Origin of the sequence: Rhodococcus sp. 27YEA15, from assembly GCF_049739425.1 — a bacterium.
In the GTDB taxonomy this organism is placed as follows: Bacteria; Actinomycetota; Actinomycetes; order Mycobacteriales; family Mycobacteriaceae; genus Rhodococcus_F.
The window spans coordinates 21,426-43,222 of sequence record NZ_JBMHHW010000001.1 but is presented as its reverse complement, the minus strand read 5'-3'; the positions used below and the strand labels follow the sequence as shown (position 1 = coordinate 43,222).

Sequence of the window (21,797 nt, the reverse complement as noted above, 5' to 3'; positions counted from 1 at the left end):
GGAATTACGAGACCGCCGAACTTCAAAAGAAACATCACGTGAACAAGAAGTGGCGATGGCTCATGCACGACGCGCAGCCTCGGGATCCACACTCCGGCGAACAACCCGATCGCACGAAATGCACTACTCGATAAGAGCATTTGGACGCTACAACTAGCCTTGATCGGGTGACCGTCCCCATCTCGTGGCTTCTGCGTCAGAAGCACCTGTCCCTGACGCTGCTCACCGATCGCGGCGACGCCACGGCGGAGATCACCTTTGCGCAGGCCACCGAGCTGACCGATCCCACACCGTGGCTCTCCGGTGGCGAATTGGTACTCACCACCGGGCTGGCGTTCGCCACTGCCGGCGCCGCCGACTACACCGAGTACGTCGGCAAGCTGGCGCGCGCGAAGGTGTCCGCGCTGGGGTTCGGAACGGGTCTGTCGCACGAGTCGGTGCCGACGGAACTGGTGATCGCAGCCAGAGAACTGGGCCTGCCGCTGCTCGAGGTCCCCTTCACGACGCCGTTCGCCGCTGTCACCCGCGCGGTGATGACGCGGTTGAGTCAACAGGAGTACGAGTCGGTGTTGCGGGCGGCCGAGGTGCAGACGCGGATCACGCGCGTCGCCCTGCGCGGCGGGGTATCGGCGATCGTGCGCGAATTGGCTACGGCCACGAAGACGTCGGTGGCGTTCGTCGGCGACCGTACCACTGCCGTGCATCCCGCCACTCAGAAGGCGCTGATCGCGGAGGTGCGTGAGGTGGCGAAGAGCACCCGCGATCAAGGCGCTCCCGCGTCGATCTCGCAGAGCACGCCGGATCGGACGTTGACGTTGTCGCCCGTCGGCGTCACCGACAGTTGGCACGGCTATCTCGCGATGGCTGGGCCCGGACCGCTCGGCAACATCGACCGAGTGCTCCTCGGACATGCCGTCTCACTGCTCACTCTCGAACTCGAGAAGCCGGTGCGCCTGCGTTCCGAACGAACTCGATTGAACTCCATGGCATTAGGTCTCCTTCTCGACGGCAGGTTCAGTGAAGGTGACATCCCTGCGTATCTGGACGAGGCCGGCGACACGGACGGGCTGATTCGGATCGTGCACCTCCGGGGGCCAGGACTCGGACCGATCCTTCGTGAACTCGACAGCGCACTGGCGCGCGCCGGCCGGCCGCTGTTCGCCCAATCCGGCGACGACAACCTGACGATACTGCTTCGTGGCGGCGACACCGCCGATACCGCGCGATCGCTACTGGCACAGCTCTCGGCCCACGACGCCAAGACGGTACGAGCCGGAATCAGCACTGCGCAAAGGCTGCTCGACGCACCGCGCGCTCTGATCCAGGCCCGCGCCGCCGCCAACCTCACGACGACCACGTCGCGGCTCGTGGAGTTCGAAGCCCTGACCGGTTCGACAATTCTCGCGTCCGAACCGGCCAGGGAGGCACTGATCGCCATGGCCGCCGATACGATTCCCGTACTCACCGAACACGACGCGGCCAACGGGACTGCGTTGACGGCGTCGCTGCGCGCCTATCTCGAGGCGAACGGCCAATGGGAATCTGCCGCAGCTGAACTCGGCGTGCACCGGCATACCCTCCGAGGTCGCGTCGCTCGCGTGGAGGAGCTGTTGCACTGCGACCTCGGACAGGCGCGAGTTCGGGCCGAACTACTGCTCTCGTTGCTGGCCTGGGAGGGTCGCTGACCGCACCAGGAGTTCCAGTTCCGCGTCGACGGTGCTCAGTTTGGCCGTATCTGTCCGGCCATCCCGTCGCACCCGCGACATCAGTCCTGTAAACCTGTCAAGCGCAACGGAATTGAAGTCAGCCCACCGCGCTACCGCATCGTTTCCCGCGTCGAGAGAGCTCGCTACCAGGTCTGCGAACCGCCTGTTCAGTCGCGCTTGGATGGCGGCACCGCCCATGACCTCCCAATGCGATGCACCGGCGGCCGTATCGACTCCCCCGAGAATATCGCCGAGTTCGAGCACCGCAGCGAGTTCCCGATATACCGACGCCGCGGCCTTGATCGGTGCGTTCTCCTGGAGGGCGATGTCGGCCAGAGCCAAGGCTCCGAAAGATATTTCGATGCGTTCGGCCGCAGCCACGCCGCCGGTGAGTTCGCGGACAGGTGCCGACCACCGGTCGATGTCGGCTCGCGGATTCACGATGAACCGGCCGGCCGCTCCCGGCCGTCGCAGTACCCAGCTCATCTCCGACTCCAGCAACTGCTGCAGTCGGTCGAGGACGTTCAGCTTGCCGCTCGCACCCAGATCCGAGTCCAGGACGTCGCGGCGCAACTCCTCGGTCCCGAGCACTTCGCTGACCACCGCGTAGGCGAGCGCTGCTTCCGGACTACGCACTCCCAGATGCTCTTCGAGTCGGAACAGCACTCCGGGTCCGACGCGGTTGACCAGTTCGTCGACCATGGAGGTGATGACGATGTCGCGCCCGAGCCGATGGCTACGCACCGCGTCCGGCGCGGCCGCGACCACCGGGGCCGGGAAGTACTTCGGCAACCGGTCGGCGAAGATCTGGTTGTCGGGAACGACGGACGCCCTCAGTTCTGCGGTCAGGATGTTCTTCGACTGCGCCACCAGCACGGCAAGTTCGGGACGCAGGAGTCCTTGCCCGGCCCGTGCCCGGAGCGCGAGAGCTTTGGAATCGGGAAGGAATTCTTCGATCCGCTTCATCGCCCCGGCGGAGACCAGGTTCTCGATCAGTCGCTCGTGCTGGTCGAGCAGGGCGGGCGCCCGGTGCTCGGCGAGGCTGATGGCGAGGGTCTGGTCTTCGCCGGCCTCGAGTACCGACGCCGCGACTTCGCCTTGGGCTGCGGCGAGGATCGTGTCGCGTTCGCTCGTGTCGAGTCCGGCCAGGGCGATCTTGATGTTTACCTCACGGTCCGACGTCGCGACACCGGCTGCGTTGTCGATGAAGTCGGCGTTGATTCGTCCACCGCCCGCGGCATATTCGATGCGGGCGCGCTGGGTGAAGCCGAGATTGCCGCCTTCGCCGACGACCGTCGCTCGCAGCTCGTCCGCGCTCACCCGGACGGCGTCGTTCGACGGGTCGGCGGCGTCGATGCTGCTCTCCGTCGACGCCTTCACATAGGTGCCGACGCCGCCGTTCCACAGCAGGTCCACCGGAGCGCGCAGGATCGCCCGGATCAGTTCCTGGGGAGTGAGGTTCTCCTCGACGACACCGAGCGCCGCGCGTGCCTGAGCCGAAAGCCGGATCGACTTCGCGTTGCGCGAGTAGACACCACCGCCCTCGGACATAACGCTGCGATCGAAGTCGTCCCACGACGAGCGCGGCGCCTCGAACAGCCGGGCGCGTTCGGCGAACGTCGTCTCCGCATCCGGGTTCGGATCGAGGAAAATGTGCCGGTGATCGAAGGCCGCGACCAGACGGATCTTGCGCGAGAGCATCATTGCGTTACCGAAGACGTCCCCGGACATGTCGCCGATACCGGCGACGGTGAACGGATCGGTGTCGACGTCGAGACCGCGCTCGGCGAAGTGCCGGCGCACGGCCACCCAGGCTCCGCGCGCGGTGATGCCCATCGCCTTGTGGTCGTAGCCCGCCGAACCCCCGGACGCGAAGGCGTCGCCGAGCCAGAAGCCGCGCTCGACGGCGATGCCGTTGGCGACATCGGAGAATCGTGCGGTTCCCTTGTCGGCGGCCACGACGAGGTACGAGTCCTCGCCGTCGTACGCGATCACATCGTCCGGACGAACCAGCCGGCCGTCCGAGATGTCGTCCACCACGTCGAGGAGGCCACTGATGAACGTGCCGTACGACTCCTGCACCTGAGCCGGTGTCGGCGACGACGTTCCTCGGACGACGAAAGCCCCCTTGGCTCCCGAGGGCACGATAGGCGCGTTCTTCACGCTCTGGGTCTTCATCAGGCTCAGCGCCTCGGTGCGGAAGTCCTCGTGACGATCCGACCACCGCAGACCACCGCGTGCGATCAGCGAGCTACGCAGGTGCACCCCTTCGACGTTGGGGGCGCTGACGTAGATCTCGCGGAACGGCACCGTCTTCTGCGGTGTGGACAGCAGCTGCGAGTCGATCTTGAACGACGCGTACGGCAGCGGCTCACCGTCGTCACTACGCAGGTACCAGTTGGTGCGCACGCTCGCCTGCAGGAAAGAACGAACCCCGCGTAGCACCCGGTCCTCGTCGAGAGTGTCTGCGCTGTCCACCGATTCGTTGATCTTCGCGGACGCGGATGCGACGACGCTGTCGCGGTCACCGCTGACGGCGGGATCGAAACGTGCGGTGAAGAGTTCGATCGCCTGACGCACGAACAGAGGCTTGGCAGCGAGCACCCCCACGATGTAGCTCTCGGACAGGCCGATTCGCGCCTGGGCGAGAAAACGACATGCTGCGCGTAGCAATTCCGCGTCACGCCAAGTGATGTCGGCCTTGCCGATCAGGCTGGAGTACGCGTCCATCCTGGTACGACCGGCGACGACGGCCTCGAACGCTGCCGCCATCTTCTCCAGCGGACTGGTGTCGAAATTGTCGGCCTCGAACGTGAAATGGTGAGCCGAACCCAGAACAGTCGGCAATGGCCGGTGGGTCGAAACTCGGAGTCCGAGCGATTCGAAGTTTTCGCACAGGTCGGAGAGGGAGGGCTCTCCGGACGGCCACAGCACGACGCCGGTCAGCTGGTCGGTTCGGCGGAAGACGAGTCGGCGGCCCGCCGCGGCGAGCTCTGCCACCAATTCGAGCGTCGGGTCGTCGGGGCCGTCACCGCCCACCGGTCTCGTCGATGCTGCCGCTGCGGACGTGGTCGCAGATGATGTGCTCGCCATTGAACACCCTCCTGGAAATTATCGGATCCGAACATTTCCAGTGTTGCCTCGATCACGACAGAGGGGCCGTGCCCGATAGGAGCACGACCCCTCGTCATCCACTACATTTCGGCAGTTGCATTGTCCACTCGGACCAGGCGAGCAGCGCAGTTCAGGACGCGGTGTCGGCAGAGGTGCCGATTCGCTGAAGCAGCACAACGGTATCCGTCGTGTGCGGCATATCCGGATTGACAGGCACATCTCGTTTCCGCGACTCCGAGACCAGCACGGTCCAACCTTCGGTGAAGAGGGATTCGACGTAGTCGGTGGAGTGCAGTAGCTCGCGATGATGCGCCGACGGCGAGTCGTCGGGATGATGGCCGACTATCAGCAGACGCCCCCCTGGGGCGACCAGTTCACCGAGAGCACGAAACAGAACGCCACGAGCGGGTTCGAGCATGTGGAAGAACTGTGCCGACACGAGGTCGAACGAGCGCCCGTGCGGATCCCACGTGGTGAGGTCGGCTTCGAGCCATTCGACGGCGAGACCTGCTTCGTCGGCGTGCGCCGCAGCGCGACCCAACGCCACCGACGAAATGTCCGTGCCGGTGACCTTCCATCCGCGACGCGCCAGCCACAATGCGTCGGCGCCCTCCCCACAGCCGACGTCGAGTGCCGTTCCCGGGAGTAGATCCGACGCCTCGGCTACCAGTTGCGGATTGGGGTTTCCGCTCCACAGTGCCGCACGCTCGCTGTAGAGAGCGTTCCAAAAATGAACGTCGGCTTTTGCGAACGGGTTCTCGGTGGTGTCGTGATCGTGATCGTGGCTCATGCGGTCAAGGATGAACCAGACCGCTCCACCCTCGCAATACTTCTTGCCGAAACAGCAAAACGTGCGGTAGTGCGCGGCCGGGTCACCGCCGAGAATCGTCGACGCCGATTCCTCGATAGACGATCCCGAAAAGACGCTCGGCCTGCGCCTTCCAGTCCCCTTCCGGGCTCAGTTGCCACAACCCCGCCAGCGCGAGCAAAACGTCGTGCGGATCGACGCCCGGCGTGATGGCACCCTCGACCTCCGCCGCCGACAGCAGCAAGGCCAACGCCCCCGAAATCGCGTCGTAGATGTCCGCGAAATGCGCATCCTCCGAGTAGCTGGCCGTTTGAAGCGCACCCGCCAAACCGCGTTTGGTCATCGCATACTGCGCTAGCCGGGCCACCCACAGTCGCAATGCATCGGGTGCCGCATTGTCCTCGAGCAACTCGTGCGCACTCGCCACCACCCGGTCCACTTCATGCTCGTAAACAGCCAGAATCAAGGATTCACGGGTCGGGAAGTTGCGGTGCAAGGTCGCGTTTCCGACGCCGGCGAGCTTCGCGATGGCATTCATCGACACGTCGACATCCTCGGACCCGGTCAGAATCGCCGTCGCGGTCACCAGAATCGCGTCGCGATTCTGCTTCGCGTCCGCGCGCATCGTCGTCGATCGGTCGGCCACACGGACTCCTGGTTGCAAGTGGGGAACTTTCCACTTATGGTGGAAACGGTAAGTGGACAAGTCCCCACTATACCGGTTCGAGGCACTCTCCCGGATCGGTGCCGCCACTCCGGACAAAGGAATCAACCATGGCAATACACACCACCATCAGCCCCGCCGAAGCCGCCGATCGCCTTGCGATCCGAGAACTCTTCGATGCCTACGCTCACTGTGCCGATCGGCGGGACGCCGAAGGCCAGAAGGCACTGTTCACCGAGAACTCACGCTTCGTCGTGTTCATGAGTGGCGAGGGCACCGAACCGTCCTACGCACTCGACGGCCGCGAAGCCCTTACCCCGGTTTTCGCCGACCTCAATCAGTACGAGGCAACCACGCACTTCAACGGTCAGAGCACCGTCACGCTCGACGGCGATTCCGCTACCGGCGAGAGTTACACCATTGCCCATCACCTCTTCACGACGGACGGTGAGCGCAAGATCATGATCGCGTCACTGCGTTACCTCGACACCTTCGCCAAGATCAACGGCGCATGGTACTTCGCCGAGCGCAACCTCATCGTCGATTGGACCGAAACTCGTTCTTCAGCAGCCTGATTCAGGGCGTCTCACCGATCGACCGTCGGCATCACAGCCGGTAGCGCCGCGCGATCGGTGATCCTCCGCGCCCAAAACCGCGAAATCCCGTCTTCCTCCACATTTCTCGATGACGGCATCTCCCCTCCCGTGAAACGCGGGGAGAACTCCGTAACCGATATGCCTGTCCGCTCGGAACAGATAGTCGTCGAGTCGGTGACGGATCGACACCCGACCCACAATCACTCCATCGACGTCCGCAACCACAGATGTGGCAGGAACCCTTTCTGCTGCACTATCTTTACCGACGCGATCGTTCTCCATTCGTTCCGTGAACAGCTGCCACAGAAGGTCAGGAACCAGTCCGGGCCCGAATTCGAAGCCGTCGGTCACCTCTTCCGATGTCCCGACCGAAATGCCGACTCGCCGGTGATCTCCAACGACCGAAGTGCGAGTCCGAGGAATCTTCCGGCGCCCCTGCCCTCGTCGGCCATCTCACGTAGCCACAGTGTTCATCCATCCTGGAGAGCGCGAAGCGCCTGCTTCCGGAAGGAAGCAGGCGCTTCGGTGGCACGAGTTGGCATCATCGGCATCCGAGCAACAACCGAGCAAGTACTCCCCCTGGCCGACGCACAGGAAGGCCGTCGACCATGTATACGTCTCCACCTGACCACTCCGGATCCGATTCGGCTGCCGATTGCACGTCACCGTCGGGGTCGGTTCCGGTCTTGGCCCAAGCCAACGATCGCGATATCGCCTCGTCGAGCCCCAGGAAGGCGTGCCTGTCGGACAGTATTTCTCCCCGTACATGATGATCTCGACAGATCATGTCGTGGCGGAGGCTCTCCACCAGCGCGAGGACGGTACCGCGAGGTATACCCGAGACAGCGGCAGCAGCCTGCCCGAGAACGACCGTGGGCAGATACGGAACGCTGAAGCTGAGACTTCGCAGTCCGGCAATCCTCGCGTACCGCTCGACAAGGTCGGAGTAGGAAAGAACTTCATCCCCACCAAGATCGAAGTGATCATTTCGAGGCTTGACAAGCACTGCGCAGCACAGTGTTTCGATGACGTCATCGATCGCGACGGGCTGGACCATGCTTCGGGCCGAGCGCGGGAAGGCAGTGACGGGCATCCTTTCCGTCAGTCGCCGGATCAGCTCGAACGACGTCGATCCGGCACCGATGACGACAGCAGCACGCAGCACGATCGCCGGAACCGACCCGCCCAGGAATGTCTCTTCCACCTCGAGCCGAGACCGGATATGTTCGGACAGATCGACTTTCGGTGGCACCAAACCCGACAGGTACACGATCTGCTTCACACCGTTTCTCGCGCACGCTCGGGCCATAGTGTGTGCGGCTTCGCGGTCTTTTCGAGCGAAGTCACCGTGCGCCATCGAGTGAACCAGATAGAACACCGTGTCGATGTCGCGAGTTGCGCGATCGAAGGATTCGGAAACAGATAAATCGAAATGTACCGTCTCGACCGCATTGCCCCAGACGAAATTCATCGCCCGCGCCGGATCTCGCAAGGCCGCCCGGACGTGATGGCCGTCCACGATCAGAGCGGTGATCAACCGTGAACCAACATATCCGCCGGCACCGGTAACCAGAATTCTCATTGCCCCCCCATTTCCCCGCCGGCGCTCGGAACAACACGAGAATCCGACTATGCTCGACCCTAGCTTCTCCGGGTGGCCTCGACCAGGTGGCGAGAGGTAGCGGAGTCCGGTCCGGCCCGACAAGCGGAAGGAGTCGCACATGAGTAGCCCATGCCCGCCGACAGGCAATCGCCAACTCCCCCGAGACGAGACAAGAACCCGCATCGTACTGGTTCTGATCGCCGTGGTGGGTGCCGGTTTCCTCGGGGTCACATTCCAGACAGACGCGTCACACCCACTTTTCTACGTTGCGACGCTCTGTTTGGCTCTCTGCTGGTTCACCGGTGCCCTGATCGACCGGCGGATTCCGCTTGCACCTGCGCCTCCTGTTCGGTCGTGGGCGGCGACCCATCTGGGACTGCCTGTTCTCGTCGGTGCCGGATGCGTCGCCGTCTTCACCGTCGGCGCCCTGATCGTTCGGTACATACCCGCCCTCGAACGAAATGTCGTCACCGTTCTGGAACGCGCTACGGCCGGGTCGATCGGTATGGTGATTCTCCTTGCTACCGTCACGGCCGTCGCGGAGGAGCTTTTTTTTCGCGGAGCACTTTTCGATGCCTTCCGCCAATGGCATCCGGTGGCAGTGAGCACCCTCCTCTACGGATTGGTGACTGCGGCGTCCGCAAGTGTCATGTTGGTCTTCGCCGCGCTGTGCCTGGGTGTCATCACCGCCCTGATGCGGGTGTGGACCGGAGGATTACTTGCCCCGATCATCGTTCACATGATCTGGACATCCAGCATGATCGTGGTTCTGCCTCATCTTCTGCCTGTGTCGACCTGATCATCGCCGACGAAACTCTCGTCGTTCGTTTTGCATCGACGATGGCATCCGCACGTCACGCACCGATATAGGCCAACTGCGAGAACTCGGCAGCCTCTTCCACCAGATAGGCGAGATCGAGCACGACCGCATCATCGCCCGGCTTTCCGAGTATCTGCACTCCGATCGGGAGCCCCGTTGTCGACAGACCTACCGGAACCGATATGGCGGGAGCCTCCGCAATGTTGCACTGGGCGCCGAACACGATGGATTTTCGCCACCGTTCGCTCGATGTCTCGAAATCAGGTAGTGGACCGAGGTACCCGAGTTCGGGTGCCGCATGTGGAGCGACCGGGGTGATGATCACATCGAAATCCGAGAAATATTTCGAGTAGACGTCCTTGCCGAAGGCTCTCATTTTCGCGAGACTTTCCTCGGTTGCATCTGGTTTGCTCGTCGAGTTGAGCATGATCTCGCGAGTGAACACCTCCAACGCGGCCGGGTCCAGACCGAAGAGCCCCACCAATCCCGCGGTCGCGTAGCCGTAGAACAGGTAGAACGCTTCGATGAATTCAGCACCGTAGGGCAGTGCGGTGCCGGCGACCGGCAGTCCCCGCGACGCCAGGCGGCCGCCGATGTCGGTGACAGCTGCGGCCACTTCCGCATCGATGTCGAAGTACGCCTGAGAAATGATGCCGACACGATACTTCGAACCGCTGTATCGACCGGACGACACCGGACCGCTGCGGGCACCTCGCGGGGATTGCGCGTCCATCGCAATCATGTATTTTTCCTGATCACGAACCGACCTCGAGAGTACGCCCTGACTGACGAAGTCGGGAACGGCCGGATTCCTGGGAATGCCCGTGATGTGACGGCCCGGACTCCATTTCATACCCACCAAACCGTTCCAGGCGGCCGGCATTCGAATGGATCCGCCGCCGTCATTGGCGTGAGCGACCGTCACTGCACCGGAGGCGACCAGCGCTGCCGCGCCACCAGACGAACCGCCAGCGGAATGTCCTGTATTCCAAGGATTTACGGTCGGATCTCCAACCTCGTATTCAGTAGTGGGCTGACCCGCCAGCTCGGGGAGTTTACTCTTTCCCAGCAGAGTGAATCCCATTCCGGAGAACGCCGAGCCGTACTCGTCGCTCTCGGTAGCGGTATCAGATCGTGTTGCCTTCGATCCCATCCGCACCGGAAATCCACGCAGCATGGTGTTGTCCTTCACGAAGGTCGGGATTCCGTGAAACGGCGCAGAAACGTCACCGCTGCTCTCGGGCGTCACATAGTCAGCGCACTGGACGGCCTTGATGATCGGTTCGACCTTCTCGATTCGGGTCACGGTATCGGCGAAGACCTCTTCGATCGACACCTCCTTGGCCCGTATCCGGTACGCAAGGTCGGTCGCGTCCGAGTTGCCGATCGAATCCTCTTCAGTGAAACAATGAACCAAGCCCATCATCAATCCCCTGTCTTGTTTCTCGCGGCCGCCTGCCGTCCGGCCGTCGTCGTTCGAGCGATCACGCATATTTTGTCGCCACCTGCCGATCCGAATTCACGACTCCACGATCAAGTCCGAAACTTCGTCGACAGACTTCAATTCGCCGTGCACGTTGACTTGGTCGAAGTAGTCGTACCAACCCGAACCCTGAACGGAATCGAGAAAGTACTCGACCGACGCGACTTCCCAGATGGCGAACCAGTCGAACCCCGAGGCGCGACTGTCGCCTGATCCATCTATTCGACCCCACCCGAGGGTTGTGCATCCATCCAAAGATTTCACACTGTTTCGGACACCCTCGAACAACTCGATCCGGTCGGATCGGCTCAGATTCGCGAACGCCGCGTTCGCCTTCCACAGTTCGACCACAACGAAGACCATCGACCACACCCCTGCGCGTTGGATTCGGATATCGGACCACACTCCTCGCCGTCTCGCATTTCGCCCGACAGACCCTGACACAACCAGCTGATCATAATTTGATCTAACTAGTTGGCATGCAACACATTTCAATACACTTGGCACATATTGAACGATCGGGTCTCGCCAGTCGGAGCGGCAGGCGCAAGCGCGTATTACCTGGTTCACCTCGCTGTGAACCTCGAGTCTTTCCCGATGAGAACTCGGGTGCTACGTCAGAAACCATAACGCTCGGCGCCGTTGAACGTCACGGAGAAAAATTGACCTAAAATTGTCAATATCAGACATCGGTCGATTTCTGCTCGGACATGACAAAACTGGGGGACCACCGACAAATTCGGCGATCCCCCAGTTGGGAAAAAAGATCGATCAGGAAGCGAGAGTGCGCTGACGAGGCGGCAGACCGAAACGTCCGAGCACATCGTCGACTGCTGTGGAGGCCGTGACCAGCCCACGATCCTGCAGCCACAGAATCGTTCCGTCCACCAGATACTCGAGCGTGCGCGGTAGGGCCAGCGGCAGCAACGTGACGCCGTCCGCGACGTCAGCAGCTCTGATATCGGCGATCAGGCTACCGAGCCCGCTCGGGGTGCCGACGTAGTGCAGCGAGGACGGGATACGGCGCTCGGTGAGTGCACTGTCGAGTTGCGCCAATTCCTTGCGCGCGGCACGCGCTTCCGGGGCAATCAGGATCTCGAGATCGACGAGCACGACGACACTGTCTGGGTCGCGACCCTCCTCGGCGATCGCGGTCCGGACGCGTGCGCGTTCGAGTTGGGCTTCACGCAGGTCGGAAGCGCGAATCCTTACCACATTGGTAGGAAATGCGGCCAAATCGAGGACACGTTCGTTCTCGGTGAGGTCAACCCAGTAGTCGCCACCGATCACAGGCGAGTTTCCCGGGGCAGACGCCGCTGCCGGGTGATGGCCTGCGCCGGTGAGCTCGACCGCTACGTGCAGGGCAGGTGAAGTACGTGAAGACATCTGTAGACCTCCGAAAATCAGAAAAAATCGTGATGAGCGCGAGACGATCGTCAGCTCGAACACATTCCTGACGACGTACGGCAGAGGTCGACATGGCGACGGCCCCAATGGGCAGCCCAGCTGCTCACGGAAATATCGGAAACATCCCAGCGGCTCACGGAAGCACGCGATGCGCCCATGAGTTCTGCTGTTGCCATGTTCACCATGGTAGTGGTCCGTTCGGGTTTTCGGTGACCGAGCTCAGCTCAGACGCACTCGGCGGCACCGGCTTTCTCGTCTGACCCGACGAGAAAGCTGCGGGTCTCGGGCACCGGATTCCAGGAACCCGCCGTTTTCTCGTAGTTCCAATCACGCTGATCGGAAACCAGGATTTTCACGGCGTCGATCAATCGCTGTACGTCGTCCGAGCTGCTCCCCAGCCCGAGGCTCGCACGCACGGCACCTCCGGACAGGCCCAGGCGTGCCAGTGCCGGATGTGCGCAGAAACGTCCATCCCGGACACCGATGCCGTGTTCGGCGGACAGAAACGCCGCGATCTCACCGGGCTCGTAGCCGGCGACGGTGAAGGTGACGATTCCGACCGCGTCGGGAGCGTCGGCCCACAACCGAACCACGTCGACGCCGACAATGGCGGACAATCCGTCGGTCAGCTGCTCCGTCAGGGCCTTCTCGTGCTCGGCGATCGCATCGAAGTCCAAGGCCTGCAAGGTTTCACAGGCGGCGGCAATGGCTGCAGCACCGAGCACGTTGGGTGAGCCTGCCTCGTGGCGAGCGGGCGCACATGCCCACTCGGTGGACGTGGTCGTGACCTCACGCACCGCGCCGCCGCCGGCGAGGTACGGCTGAGCCTGGTCGAGCCAGTCACGGCGACCGGCGAGCACTCCGGAACCGAACGGCGCGTAGAGCTTGTGACCGGAGAACGCGATGTAATCGACGCCGCATTCCTGCAAGTCGATACGACGGTGGGGTGCCAGTTGAGCGGCGTCCACCAGGATGCGGGTGCCGAGTCGGTGTGCGATCTCGGTCAGGCGAGCAATCGGCAAGATCTCACCGGTGACATTGGATGCCCCGGTGACGGCGAGCAGCGCAGCGGGCTTGGTGCACAGTTCGGCCACCAGGCGCTCGATAGTCTCCTCGACGGTGTCTGCGGCAGTGACGACGCGAGCATCGTTCCACGGCAACAGGTTTGCATGATGCTCGACGTCGAGCACAACGGTGCTTCCCGGTACGCACTGGGCGAGCAGGTTCAGCGAATCAGTGGTGTTGCGGGTGAAGACGACCACCTGGTCCTCGGAACAGTTGAGAAAACGCGACACCGATTCGCGAGCGTTCTCGTAGGTCAGGGTGGAGATCCGCGATGCGTAGCCCGCGCCGCGGTGAACACTGGCGTACGTCGGCAGCAGTTCCGCAATGCGGTCTGTGACCTGCGACAATGCCGGAGCGCTCGCCGCATAGTCGAAGTTGGCGTACGGCAGCTCGCCACCCTGGACGAGGGGAACCAGAAGGTCGGAGCCGGAAACCTGGGCGATCGGCGCGGTGCGGCAGGCGTCGGCACTCAAAACAGCAGTCATCGAAGACAATCCTCACGTTCAAGGACTCTTTTCGGGTGAAGTTCCCGGACGAGTCCGCGCTTGCCACATTCGTTTTCGAATGCAGCCGGGTCGTCACCCGGAGCACCCCACCGCGGAGGAGGGTTGCCGACCAGCAAGCCGGGGCTGAACACTGGTACTCGTGACCTGCAAACGAGGATGGCAGTTACGTCCCCCGGTTGTCAAGACGAAATCTGAATGGCGCGCGTCACTCCCGGACTGTTCGGCACGCGAGGTGCAATGCGAGCCGCGTCTCCGGATCGCCGAGATCGACTGACAGAAGCCGCTGAATGCGCTCGATCCGGCTGGAAACAGTGTTGCGGTGCAATCCCATTCGAGTAGCGGTGTGTGCCAGCGACGATTCCTCGTCGAGGTAGGTAGACAACGTGTCGAGCAGCTCGCCCCCGGCGGCCCGCAGTGGCGCGAGCAGTGCCGCAGCCGCGGGTTGGAACGTGTCGGTTCGTGTCCAAGCCAGCAACAACTGAGCCAACCCGAGTCGGTCGACGTGCAGAAATCGTCCGGTTTGAGAACGTGAACCCGCCAGGCGGGCGGCGTCGCCCGCCTCCGACAGCGAGATACCGATTCCCGCAGGTCCCTCATGTGCCCGTCCGACGCCGAACCACGTGTCCATCGTGGGATCCAGGCGATCCTGAGCTGCGCGGATGCTCTCGGCAAGCCGAGTGATCGACTCCGGGCGCGGCTCGCCCGGCAGCGTGGTCCACGAGGCCCACCCGTCGGCCTGTTCCACGACGTTGGCGGTGATGCCCTCCGCTGCCAACGCCTCCGCGACCTCGCTGCGTCTGGCAACCAGGTCTACGTCTGCGACGGTCAGGACCTTGATGCCGATATGCCAACCGTCCAGTGCCCAGCCGGCGTCGAGCGCACGCCTGAGTAAACCGGGCGTGGCGTCGCCGGTGGTGTCGACGAGCTCACTCAACAGCGCGCTTCGCCGGCGCGCCTCCCGTTCGTCGATCATGCGCGCCACTGCCAGCCTGTGCCCCACCGCCAACGATGCGACGTCGAGAACCACCGCCAGAGAAGCTTCTTCGACACTCTGGCGTACCGGAAGCACCACAGCGAGCCACGGTTCGCGTACACCTCCGGACATCACCGGGCAGGCGATCAGCACTCCACCCGAATCGAGTTCCAGAGTGGTGGGCGCGCTCCGGTCTGACAACGAACCCGCGACCAGACGATCGTTCTCGGTGAACACGTCCGCACCGATCAGTGGGCGACCCGCCGCATCCAGGACAAGGAATGGTCGTTGAAAAGTGTTCAGCAGCACGGACAGTAGGTTCTCGACGGTGAGACCGGCGCGCTGCCCGGCGTGCGTGGCTCGGAGAACGGCATCGGCCATCACCGACCGCGAATTCGACAGCAGATCACGGAGCTCGACGCCGAACCTCCACGGATCCGTGACCGCAAGAACCACCACCCCGAGTCGATCGGCCAACAACGTGAGGTTGGAGTCGTCGACGGCCGGCTCGGCCACCGCTACAACTTGACATCCGGTCGCCACCGCTCGCCGGAGCAACGCATCGAAGGTCCACTCCCCCGTGTCGATCCGATCGAGGATCACCAGAACCGAACCAGAGCCGACTGCGGCCGAGATCGCTGCAGCAGACTTCGTGGCCTCGGCCGTGAGCGCCCCTACGACGGTGACAACAGGATCACCACTGCCCGCCAGGCGGTAAACACTGCCGAACCGCGGATTATTCAGCAAGGCTGAAACACTCGCACTCATCGCACCTCCGTGAGAACAGCATCGTGATCGATTCCGAAGGCTCTCGGGCCCACCACGTCGAGCCTGACCTGATCCTGGGACCACCAGGCCGGTCCGGGTAGAACGAGGACCGCGACGTCCTGTCCCGGATGGACGGACTCACAGGCAACGAAGTCGCCCGTCCGGACGTCCACGAGCACGACGATGTCCGGGCACGTCGCTGTCATCTCGCCGTCCGAGGACACACAGAGGTACTCGCTCTCGAATTCGACCCGAAGGACCGCCGCGCTGTCTTCGACGATGACGTTGCCGCGACGGGTGTCTGCACTCGTCTTACGTACTGCTCGCACGCGGCCGCTCCCCAGCACCCGCGCGTCGATCAAGGCAGCAGTGCCCCGCCGGCCCCGCGACATCGCAAGCTGCTCACCCAATCGGTGTGCTCGGGACAAGGTCCCCGGAACGGTCGCCGATCGAACCGTACCCGCGTCGACGGGAGCAAGTGCCAGTGCCCCCCATCCACTGGTTCGCCCGATCAACGACCGGATCGCCACCTCGACACCCGGTACGTCCACCCGGTCGACGACGGTGATCAACCCACCAGGCTGCGCCAACGTGACGGGGCACAATTCCAGACCTGCTGCAGCCAAGGAGAAATGGTCGAGCCGGGGCATCGCTCGGCCGAGGAGGTCGGCATCGACCACCGGCACCCCGAGTGCCAGCGCGGCGGCGATACCGGAGAGGGCATTGAGCCCACCACCCTCGAACGTCATCACCGCAGTGGGGCTCCGGCCGGTCCACCGGGACATGGCTTCGGCGGTGTCGGCGAATTCGCGCCCGGACGGTAGCTGCTCCTCGAGCGCGAGCGCCGAGCCGACGAGTCCGACCGGCATCACCAGCGCGTCATCGGGGAGTTCGGGCGGTGCAAGCACCTCGACCCCCGACGAGGCGATCAGATGGCGCAGCATGTCCACGAGCAGACGAGGGTCGCCGCCCCCGCCGCAGCCCAGGACAACCGCACCCGCCGCAATCGCGTCGAGTTCGACCTCATGGACCACGCGCAGACCGTACACAGCTCGCTATTGTGCCGGCCACGCCCGTTCGAGCGACTCGACCGGCACGAACTCACGATCCAAACCGAAGCAGGACGGCCCGAACACCGCCAACGCCTCCGGTGTCCGCATGATCGGCGGGGTCGCGATGCCGATGACTGCCACCCGTTGCCCGTACCGAAGCGCTTCGGTGGTGACCGGCTCGGCACTGTCCGCCTCCACGATGCAGATCAGGTCCGGAACCATCGCCACCACTACACCGGATCGCAGAGCAAACAGGTTCTCGTTCTGGAACTGCACTTCGAGTTCGTCGCCGTCCTCACCGGCCATCCGGACGGAGCCGCGAGCGAACCCCTCGTCGGTTCGGCGGTCCACGTCGATCACCTTGCCCTGAAAGAGAACTCGACCGTATCCGTAGATTGTCTCGGTGAGACCGTCTACCAAAGCCTGCACAGGATCGAGTCGCTGCTCACGAGAGGCGCGGATGGAACGACCGATCGCCAGCGCCAACGACAGCGTGCGAGGAATAGCCGTGCGCTTGACGTCTGCGCCCGTCATCGAATATTGCGCGATGTGTGCCATCCCGCCGAAGCGTGCGGTCACCCCGCGTGCCAGGCCCTCCAACCTGGCGTTGTCCGTACCGGTGTCGAAAATCGCGACCTCGTCGTGCTCGTTGGCCATCGCCAACGGGCTCGCCGAAATCCCGTAGACCGAGAAGGTTTCCATTTCCAGTTGGGGAAAAGCGCGTCCCATGCCGTCGGCGTCCACCACCGGAAGCCCGCGCCGTGCGGCAACCAGTAGGGGAATCATCGAGTTGATGCCACCGCACTCCATCGGCATGGTCGCATCGGCCGATCGCCCCGAATGTCGCTCGAGTGTGGTGAGTGCCAGTTCTGGTTCCGTTCCGCGCGGCATCTTCTCGACGACGACGGTCGGTGCGCCCATCTGCGCCACAGGGATCACCCACGCGTCGTCATCGAGTTCCTCGGGGTCGAGGACAGTGATCGCCCCGACTTCGCCCAGGGCCTGGGCAACCAGCATCTTGCCGACGAACGGGTCACCGCCACCACCCGTGCCCAGCAGTGCCGCGCCCCGGGCGAGGTCGTCGAGATCTGCGGTGCGTAGTGTCCAACTCATCGTGCGCTCTCCTGGCTGACGGCGACCGGACTGCTGCGCAGCGCCAGGTCACCTACTGCTTTCACTCGAATCCGGGTCGCGTTGCCCGGTAGGTACGGGATCGGTACCTCGTCGAATTCGACGATCTGCACCGACTCTGGCCGTGCCCCCGCAGCAACAGCCCGGTCGATCGCTTCTTGACGAGCATCGTCGGCGACCACCTGACGGTATCCTTCGCGGACTGCCTCGACCCGATCCACTTCACCGCTGACCTGCGCGATGGCCGCGCCGATCGCGTTGGCGACGTCGAACCTCTCCGGTCGGACGACGGCACCCAGACCGGGAAGTTCACGCTCGAGCAATACCGATCCGCCGCCGACCGCCACCACGGGCAACGGGTTCGACGTCGTACGCATCTGCTCGACCGCATCGGCGACCCGACGTGAGATACCTTGCAGCGCTGCAGCTACCAGGGCGCGGTCGAGATGTGCGACGGCGCTGCGATCGCCGACGGCCGCCAGACCTGCGGCGACGGCGATGTCGGTGGCGGTGAGAGTGTCACCTCCGAACACGAGTGCGCGAGATCCCAATTGGTAGCCCACCGATTCCGGTCCGACCACTGTGCCTTCGGAGCTCACCAAGGAGCCGCCGCCGATGCCGATCGAGAACACGTCCGGCATCCGGAAGTTGGTCCGGACTCCCGCCACCGTGACCTCGGTGGTGGCTTCGCGAGGAAATCCGTTGGTGAGGACACCCACGTCGGTGGTGGTTCCGCCGATGTCGATCACGGCGCAACTGGCCAGTCCGGACAGCACGGCTGCGCCGCGCATGGAGTTGGTCGGGCCGGAGGCAAACGTCGCGACGGGATAGCGCCGGGCGTACTCGATGTCCATGAGCGTTCCGTCGTTCTGGCTCAGGTACAGCGGTGCACCGATACCGTGTTCGACCAGTGATCGGGCCAGTCCGTCCACGATGTGATCGGCCAATTCGCGCAGCGCCGCATTGATGATCGTGGCGTTCTCACGCTGCAGCAGACCCACTCGGCCGATCTCGTGGGACAGGGAAATCGCGACATTCGGCCCGAGTTCTTCCCGGATAATCTCGGCGGCAACGGTTTCACACTCGAGATTCACCGGGGAAAACACCGATGAGACAGCCACCGATCGGGTTCCGTTTCGTGCCATGTCCTGCGCGTGCCGACGAATCTCGTCGGGGTCTAGCGGTGAGATTCTGCGACCGTCGAATTCGTGACCGCCGTGCGCGAGGTAACGCTTGCCTTGCACTGCCGCAACAAGTTCACGGGGCCATCCCACCATCGGTGGTAGCGCCGCCGTAGCCGGAAGGCCCAATCGCAGTGCAGCCGTAGGAGCAAGACCGCGCTGCTCGATGAGCGCGTTGAGGAAGTGCGTGGTCCCGATCATGACCGCTTGAACAGCGCTCGGAGCAAATGCGTACTGCTGTTGCAGCGCCGTCAGAGCTCCGCCGATTCCGGCGGTGATGTCCTTGCTCGTCGAATGTTTGACGTGCCCGATCACCGTGGTGCCGTCCATCAGTACCGCGTCGGTGTTGGTACCGCCGACGTCGATTCCGATTCGCATCGCGAACTCCTTTCTACAGTAAGTGAATACTTTGCTAGCGAGTCAGGGCTGACGCGCCTGTCGACTCGTGTGGTTCCTCGGTGGCGGTGCGCCCGACGCCGCGAATCCAGCCGAGCTTTCCCGCGACGACGTAGAGGACGAAGGCCGCGACCACCGCATTGACGGAGGGCAGACCGAAGGCGACGTATTTGCCGATCAGCGCGGAGATCAGCCATATCACAAGAGTGGCAGGTACCCAGGTCGGTGACGTGGCAGGTAACGCTCGGTTGTCCCGGCTCTCGTCAAGTTCCTTACGCCAAAGCTTGACCACAAAGTACTCCGCCACCATGATTCCGGCGATCGGCGGGAATCCGACGCCCAGGAGTATCAGGAAGCTCTTGAAGGAGCCGAGGATTCCGGCTGCGGCGAGAACCGATCCGATCACACCGATGACGCCGGTGACAACGGCGCGGTTGATCCTGCGCCCGAACACCACGTCGATGAAGTTCACGATGCCCAACCCCGAACTGTACAGGTTCCAGTCGTTGATCTTGAAGGTGCCGAGAACGATCACGAGGACGCCGACCCAGCCCACCGAGGACATGATGATCACGGTGATGTCCGCGCTCCGAACCGCATGGGCGAGAAGCACACCGGTCAGACCGATAACGTATTCGCCCAAGGTGATTCCGACGAGCGTCTGCTTCACGACGTCGCCCGTCGTACGGTTGAATCGCGTCATGTCCGGTGTGATGACGGCACCGGCGATGAACCCGCCTGCGACGATGGTGGTTCCGGCCAGGAAGCTCAGTTGCGGACCGGCCGGCGCCGAGGCCACCAGATCGGCGATCGAGTGCTTGCGCAACTCCGAGATCACTGCCCAGCCCACCAGGATCAGGAACAGCGGCACGGTGATGTTAGCGATCAACTGCATCGACCCGAAGCCGCGCAAGACCACGAGGGTGATCACCAAACCGAATGCCAAGGCCCAAGCCCAGTGCGGCAGGAACGGCATGATCGCGTGCAAACCTGTTGCCGAGACTGCGGATTGGATACCGAACCAGCCGATCAGACTGATCCCGATCACCAAGCCGATCACCGCGGAACCGGCATGACCGAAACCGCACCAGCGGGCCACCACCGATGTGTTGAGTCCTTCACGGACGCCGATGATTCCAATGTAAATACATACGATCTCCAAGATGACCGCACCGGCAGTGAGCGCCCAGAACGCACCCCAAAACGTCATGCCGTAACCGAGTGTCGCTCCGAGCAGAAACTGCGCGAGCGCGGACACCTGACCGAATCGCTGCACTGCCACCGAGAACCACGAATATCGGGCTTCCTCGGGTACGCGGGTGAGCGCATAGTCGTTACCGTCGGATCTGGCTTCCATGACGGGCTCCTCGAATTAGTTGGGAAGTGTTCTCGGAGAAGACCGTACGAATGTGTCGGTGGCCACGCCTATGGGCACAAGGTTGTTTCTTCGGGTTACGGCAATGCATTTCGCACAGGATGGCGCTCTCAGCGCAGCGCGTATCCGCCGTCGGTGTAGAGCGTCGATCCGGTCGTATACGTATTGGTGAAGAGATAGAAGACCGCATGCGCGATCTCGGCCTCGGTGCCGACGCGGCCCACGACGGCGCGCTCTGCACTCCAACTGAACGCCGCTTCCCGAACCTGCGCCGGGCGCTGCCCCCAGAGATGCCCGTCGATGGTGCCCGGAGCGACGGAGTTCACTCGCACCGGGGACAGCTCGACGGCCAGCCCGCGACCCAGCCCTTCGATGGCGGCGTTCGCAGCGACGTACGCGGCAGCTGCTGCGGGCGGGCGCACACTGGCTGCGCCGGACATGAGCACCACCGACGCCGTCGGGGTCAGTTTGTCGAGTGCGGCGCGTACCACGCGGTACTGCCCCCAGAACTTGGAGGTGAACGGCGACGCGGCCTCGTCGACGGTCTGTTCGCGGAACGAACCCACCTGATAGTCGGCGGCGGTGGTGAAGATCGCGTCGACACTGGGCACGTTGTCGAAGAATGCCGCCACGGACGCGTCATCGGAGGTGTCGACGGTGAACCAGCGTGCCGATTCACCCAACTCGGCGACTGCGGCTTCGAGCTTGACGGCAGTACGGCCACCGAGGACCACCTGGGCGCCCGCATCGACGGCCAGGTGCGCGACCTGCAGGCCGATACCTGTTCCGCCGCCGATGAGAACCACGGTCTTACCCGTCAACGAAGAATGTGTCGTAGTCATACGGCGACTGTAGGACCCACTACCAGGCGTTCACATGGGCAATAAGCACAGTATCGACCATCAGGAGGTGCGATATAGACATTTCCGCCACGTCCACCACCACTCCCGCTCACTGGCGACAACGGTGACCCCTGGAAACCGGCCCACCATTCGGGCCAGGCATCTACGTCTCGAATATATCGTCGATGGACTTGAATATGCTCCACCACAACGTATATCGAAGATATCGACCACAAGCACGTGGCCGAGTAAATCGTCGCCGCGCCCCGCCCGGCAGTCACGCAGGGGCTCAGGCCTCACGCTCGGG

The 21,797-nt window shown here is 63.3% G+C and carries 18 protein-coding genes and 1 riboswitch; of the genes, 3 read left to right on the top strand and 15 right to left on the bottom strand.

What is annotated here, in order from left to right:
- Positions 1-167: 167 nt before the first annotated feature.
- Positions 168-1,685 (top strand): PucR family transcriptional regulator, encoded by a 1,518-nt coding sequence (locus tag ABH922_RS00160; protein WP_424805004.1) that lies wholly within the window; start codon positions 168-170, stop codon positions 1,683-1,685.
- Here ABH922_RS00160 and ABH922_RS00155 read toward each other — a convergent pair.
- The 3 genes from ABH922_RS00155 to ABH922_RS00145 all read right to left on the bottom strand — a co-directional run bounded on the left by ABH922_RS00155 (position 1,650) and on the right by ABH922_RS00145 (position 6,274).
- Positions 1,650-4,799, bottom strand: a complete 3,150-nt coding sequence (locus tag ABH922_RS00155) for an NAD-glutamate dehydrogenase domain-containing protein (protein WP_424805003.1) — start codon at positions 4,797-4,799, stop codon at positions 1,650-1,652. The genes ABH922_RS00160 and ABH922_RS00155 overlap by 36 nt on opposite strands.
- 151 nt (positions 4,800-4,950) lie before the next feature.
- Positions 4,951-5,610 (bottom strand): class I SAM-dependent methyltransferase, encoded by a 660-nt coding sequence (locus ABH922_RS00150; RefSeq protein WP_424805002.1) that lies wholly within the window; start codon positions 5,608-5,610, stop codon positions 4,951-4,953.
- Between the two features lie 82 nt (positions 5,611-5,692).
- On the bottom strand, positions 5,693-6,274 hold the full coding sequence (locus ABH922_RS00145; protein ID WP_424805001.1) for a TetR/AcrR family transcriptional regulator: 582 nt from the start codon (positions 6,272-6,274) through the stop codon (positions 5,693-5,695).
- A gap of 128 nt (positions 6,275-6,402) precedes the next feature.
- On the opposite strand from ABH922_RS00145, the gene ABH922_RS00140 reads away from it, so the two are divergent.
- A complete protein-coding gene (locus tag ABH922_RS00140) occupies positions 6,403-6,867 on the top strand; it encodes a nuclear transport factor 2 family protein (protein ID WP_424805000.1) in 465 nt (154 codons plus the stop codon).
- Positions 6,868-7,429: 562 nt separating this feature from the next.
- Here the strand turns inward: ABH922_RS00140 and ABH922_RS00135 are convergent.
- Positions 7,430-8,470, bottom strand: a complete 1,041-nt coding sequence (locus ABH922_RS00135) for an NAD(P)H-binding protein (protein WP_424804999.1) — start codon at positions 8,468-8,470, stop codon at positions 7,430-7,432.
- A 139-nt stretch (positions 8,471-8,609) separates the two neighbouring features.
- On the opposite strand from ABH922_RS00135, the gene ABH922_RS00130 reads away from it, so the two are divergent.
- The gene (locus ABH922_RS00130) at positions 8,610-9,290 is read left to right on the top strand and encodes a lysostaphin resistance A-like protein (RefSeq protein WP_424804998.1); all 681 of its coding nucleotides are present in this window, start codon (positions 8,610-8,612) and stop codon (positions 9,288-9,290) included.
- A 55-nt stretch (positions 9,291-9,345) separates the two neighbouring features.
- Here ABH922_RS00130 and ABH922_RS00125 read toward each other — a convergent pair whose 3' ends face one another.
- The 11 genes from ABH922_RS00125 to ABH922_RS00075 form a co-directional block, all read right to left on the bottom strand.
- A complete protein-coding gene (locus tag ABH922_RS00125) occupies positions 9,346-10,803 on the bottom strand; it encodes an amidase family protein (RefSeq protein WP_424804997.1) in 1,458 nt (485 codons plus the stop codon).
- A gap of 27 nt (positions 10,804-10,830) precedes the next feature.
- The gene (locus ABH922_RS00120; RefSeq protein WP_424804996.1) at positions 10,831-11,157 is read right to left on the bottom strand and encodes a DUF6616 family protein; all 327 of its coding nucleotides are present in this window, start codon (positions 11,155-11,157) and stop codon (positions 10,831-10,833) included.
- A gap of 408 nt (positions 11,158-11,565) precedes the next feature.
- A complete protein-coding gene (locus ABH922_RS00115; RefSeq protein WP_424804995.1) occupies positions 11,566-12,180 on the bottom strand; it encodes a hypothetical protein in 615 nt (204 codons plus the stop codon).
- A gap of 50 nt (positions 12,181-12,230) precedes the next feature.
- Complete coding sequence (locus ABH922_RS00110) at positions 12,231-12,377, bottom strand: putative leader peptide (RefSeq protein ID WP_424804994.1); 147 nt, start codon at positions 12,375-12,377, stop codon at positions 12,231-12,233.
- A 48-nt stretch (positions 12,378-12,425) separates the two neighbouring features.
- On the bottom strand, positions 12,426-13,751 hold the full coding sequence (locus ABH922_RS00105) for an aminotransferase class V-fold PLP-dependent enzyme (RefSeq protein ID WP_424804993.1): 1,326 nt from the start codon (positions 13,749-13,751) through the stop codon (positions 12,426-12,428).
- 51 nt (positions 13,752-13,802) lie between these two features.
- Positions 13,803-13,917, bottom strand: a riboswitch (SAM riboswitch).
- Between the two features lie 60 nt (positions 13,918-13,977).
- Positions 13,978-15,513, bottom strand: coding sequence for a PucR family transcriptional regulator (locus ABH922_RS00100; protein ID WP_424804992.1), 1,536 nt, complete (start codon positions 15,511-15,513; stop codon positions 13,978-13,980).
- Complete coding sequence (locus ABH922_RS00095; RefSeq protein ID WP_424804991.1) at positions 15,510-16,547, bottom strand: DUF917 domain-containing protein; 1,038 nt, start codon at positions 16,545-16,547, stop codon at positions 15,510-15,512. The genes ABH922_RS00100 and ABH922_RS00095 overlap by 4 nt, the downstream gene beginning before the upstream one ends.
- Before the next feature lie 21 nt (positions 16,548-16,568).
- Positions 16,569-17,678 carry a DUF917 domain-containing protein gene (locus tag ABH922_RS00090; protein ID WP_424804990.1) on the bottom strand — a complete coding sequence of 370 codons (1,110 nt, stop codon included), beginning with the start codon at positions 17,676-17,678 and terminating at the stop codon, positions 16,569-16,571.
- Positions 17,675-19,255 (bottom strand): hydantoinase/oxoprolinase N-terminal domain-containing protein, encoded by a 1,581-nt coding sequence (locus tag ABH922_RS00085; RefSeq protein ID WP_424804989.1) that lies wholly within the window; start codon positions 19,253-19,255, stop codon positions 17,675-17,677. The genes ABH922_RS00090 and ABH922_RS00085 overlap by 4 nt, the downstream gene beginning before the upstream one ends.
- A gap of 34 nt (positions 19,256-19,289) precedes the next feature.
- Positions 19,290-20,630, bottom strand: a complete 1,341-nt coding sequence (locus ABH922_RS00080; protein ID WP_424804988.1) for a purine-cytosine permease family protein — start codon at positions 20,628-20,630, stop codon at positions 19,290-19,292.
- A 128-nt stretch (positions 20,631-20,758) separates the two neighbouring features.
- A complete protein-coding gene (locus tag ABH922_RS00075) occupies positions 20,759-21,490 on the bottom strand; it encodes an SDR family oxidoreductase (protein WP_424804987.1) in 732 nt (243 codons plus the stop codon).
- Positions 21,491-21,797 lie beyond the last annotated feature (307 nt).

Excerpts from the sequence above, each read along its gene's own strand:
- ABH922_RS00110 (WP_424804994.1), bottom strand. The coding sequence starts at position 12,377 with ATGGCAACAGCAGAACTCATGGGCGCATCGCGTGCTTCCGTGAGCCGC.
- ABH922_RS00140 (WP_424805000.1), top strand. The coding sequence starts at position 6,403 with ATGGCAATACACACCACCATCAGCCCCGCCGAAGCCGCCGATCGCCTT.
- ABH922_RS00075 (WP_424804987.1), bottom strand. The coding sequence starts at position 21,490 with ATGACTACGACACATTCTTCGTTGACGGGTAAGACCGTGGTTCTCATC.
- ABH922_RS00125 (WP_424804997.1), bottom strand. The coding sequence starts at position 10,803 with ATGCGTGATCGCTCGAACGACGACGGCCGGACGGCAGGCGGCCGCGAG.
- ABH922_RS00115 (WP_424804995.1), bottom strand. The coding sequence starts at position 12,180 with ATGTCTTCACGTACTTCACCTGCCCTGCACGTAGCGGTCGAGCTCACC.
- ABH922_RS00135 (WP_424804999.1), bottom strand. The coding sequence starts at position 8,470 with ATGAGAATTCTGGTTACCGGTGCCGGCGGATATGTTGGTTCACGGTTG.
- ABH922_RS00120 (WP_424804996.1), bottom strand. The coding sequence starts at position 11,157 with ATGGTCTTCGTTGTGGTCGAACTGTGGAAGGCGAACGCGGCGTTCGCG.
- ABH922_RS00085 (WP_424804989.1), bottom strand. The coding sequence starts at position 19,255 with ATGCGAATCGGAATCGACGTCGGCGGTACCAACACCGACGCGGTACTG.
- ABH922_RS00105 (WP_424804993.1), bottom strand. The coding sequence starts at position 13,751 with ATGACTGCTGTTTTGAGTGCCGACGCCTGCCGCACCGCGCCGATCGCC.
- ABH922_RS00090 (WP_424804990.1), bottom strand. The coding sequence starts at position 17,678 with ATGAGTTGGACACTACGCACCGCAGATCTCGACGACCTCGCCCGGGGC.
- ABH922_RS00150 (WP_424805002.1), bottom strand. The coding sequence starts at position 5,610 with ATGAGCCACGATCACGATCACGACACCACCGAGAACCCGTTCGCAAAA.
- ABH922_RS00155 (WP_424805003.1), bottom strand. The coding sequence starts at position 4,799 with ATGGCGAGCACATCATCTGCGACCACGTCCGCAGCGGCAGCATCGACG.
- ABH922_RS00100 (WP_424804992.1), bottom strand. The coding sequence starts at position 15,513 with ATGAGTGCGAGTGTTTCAGCCTTGCTGAATAATCCGCGGTTCGGCAGT.
- ABH922_RS00080 (WP_424804988.1), bottom strand. The coding sequence starts at position 20,630 with ATGGAAGCCAGATCCGACGGTAACGACTATGCGCTCACCCGCGTACCC.
- ABH922_RS00130 (WP_424804998.1), top strand. The coding sequence starts at position 8,610 with ATGAGTAGCCCATGCCCGCCGACAGGCAATCGCCAACTCCCCCGAGAC.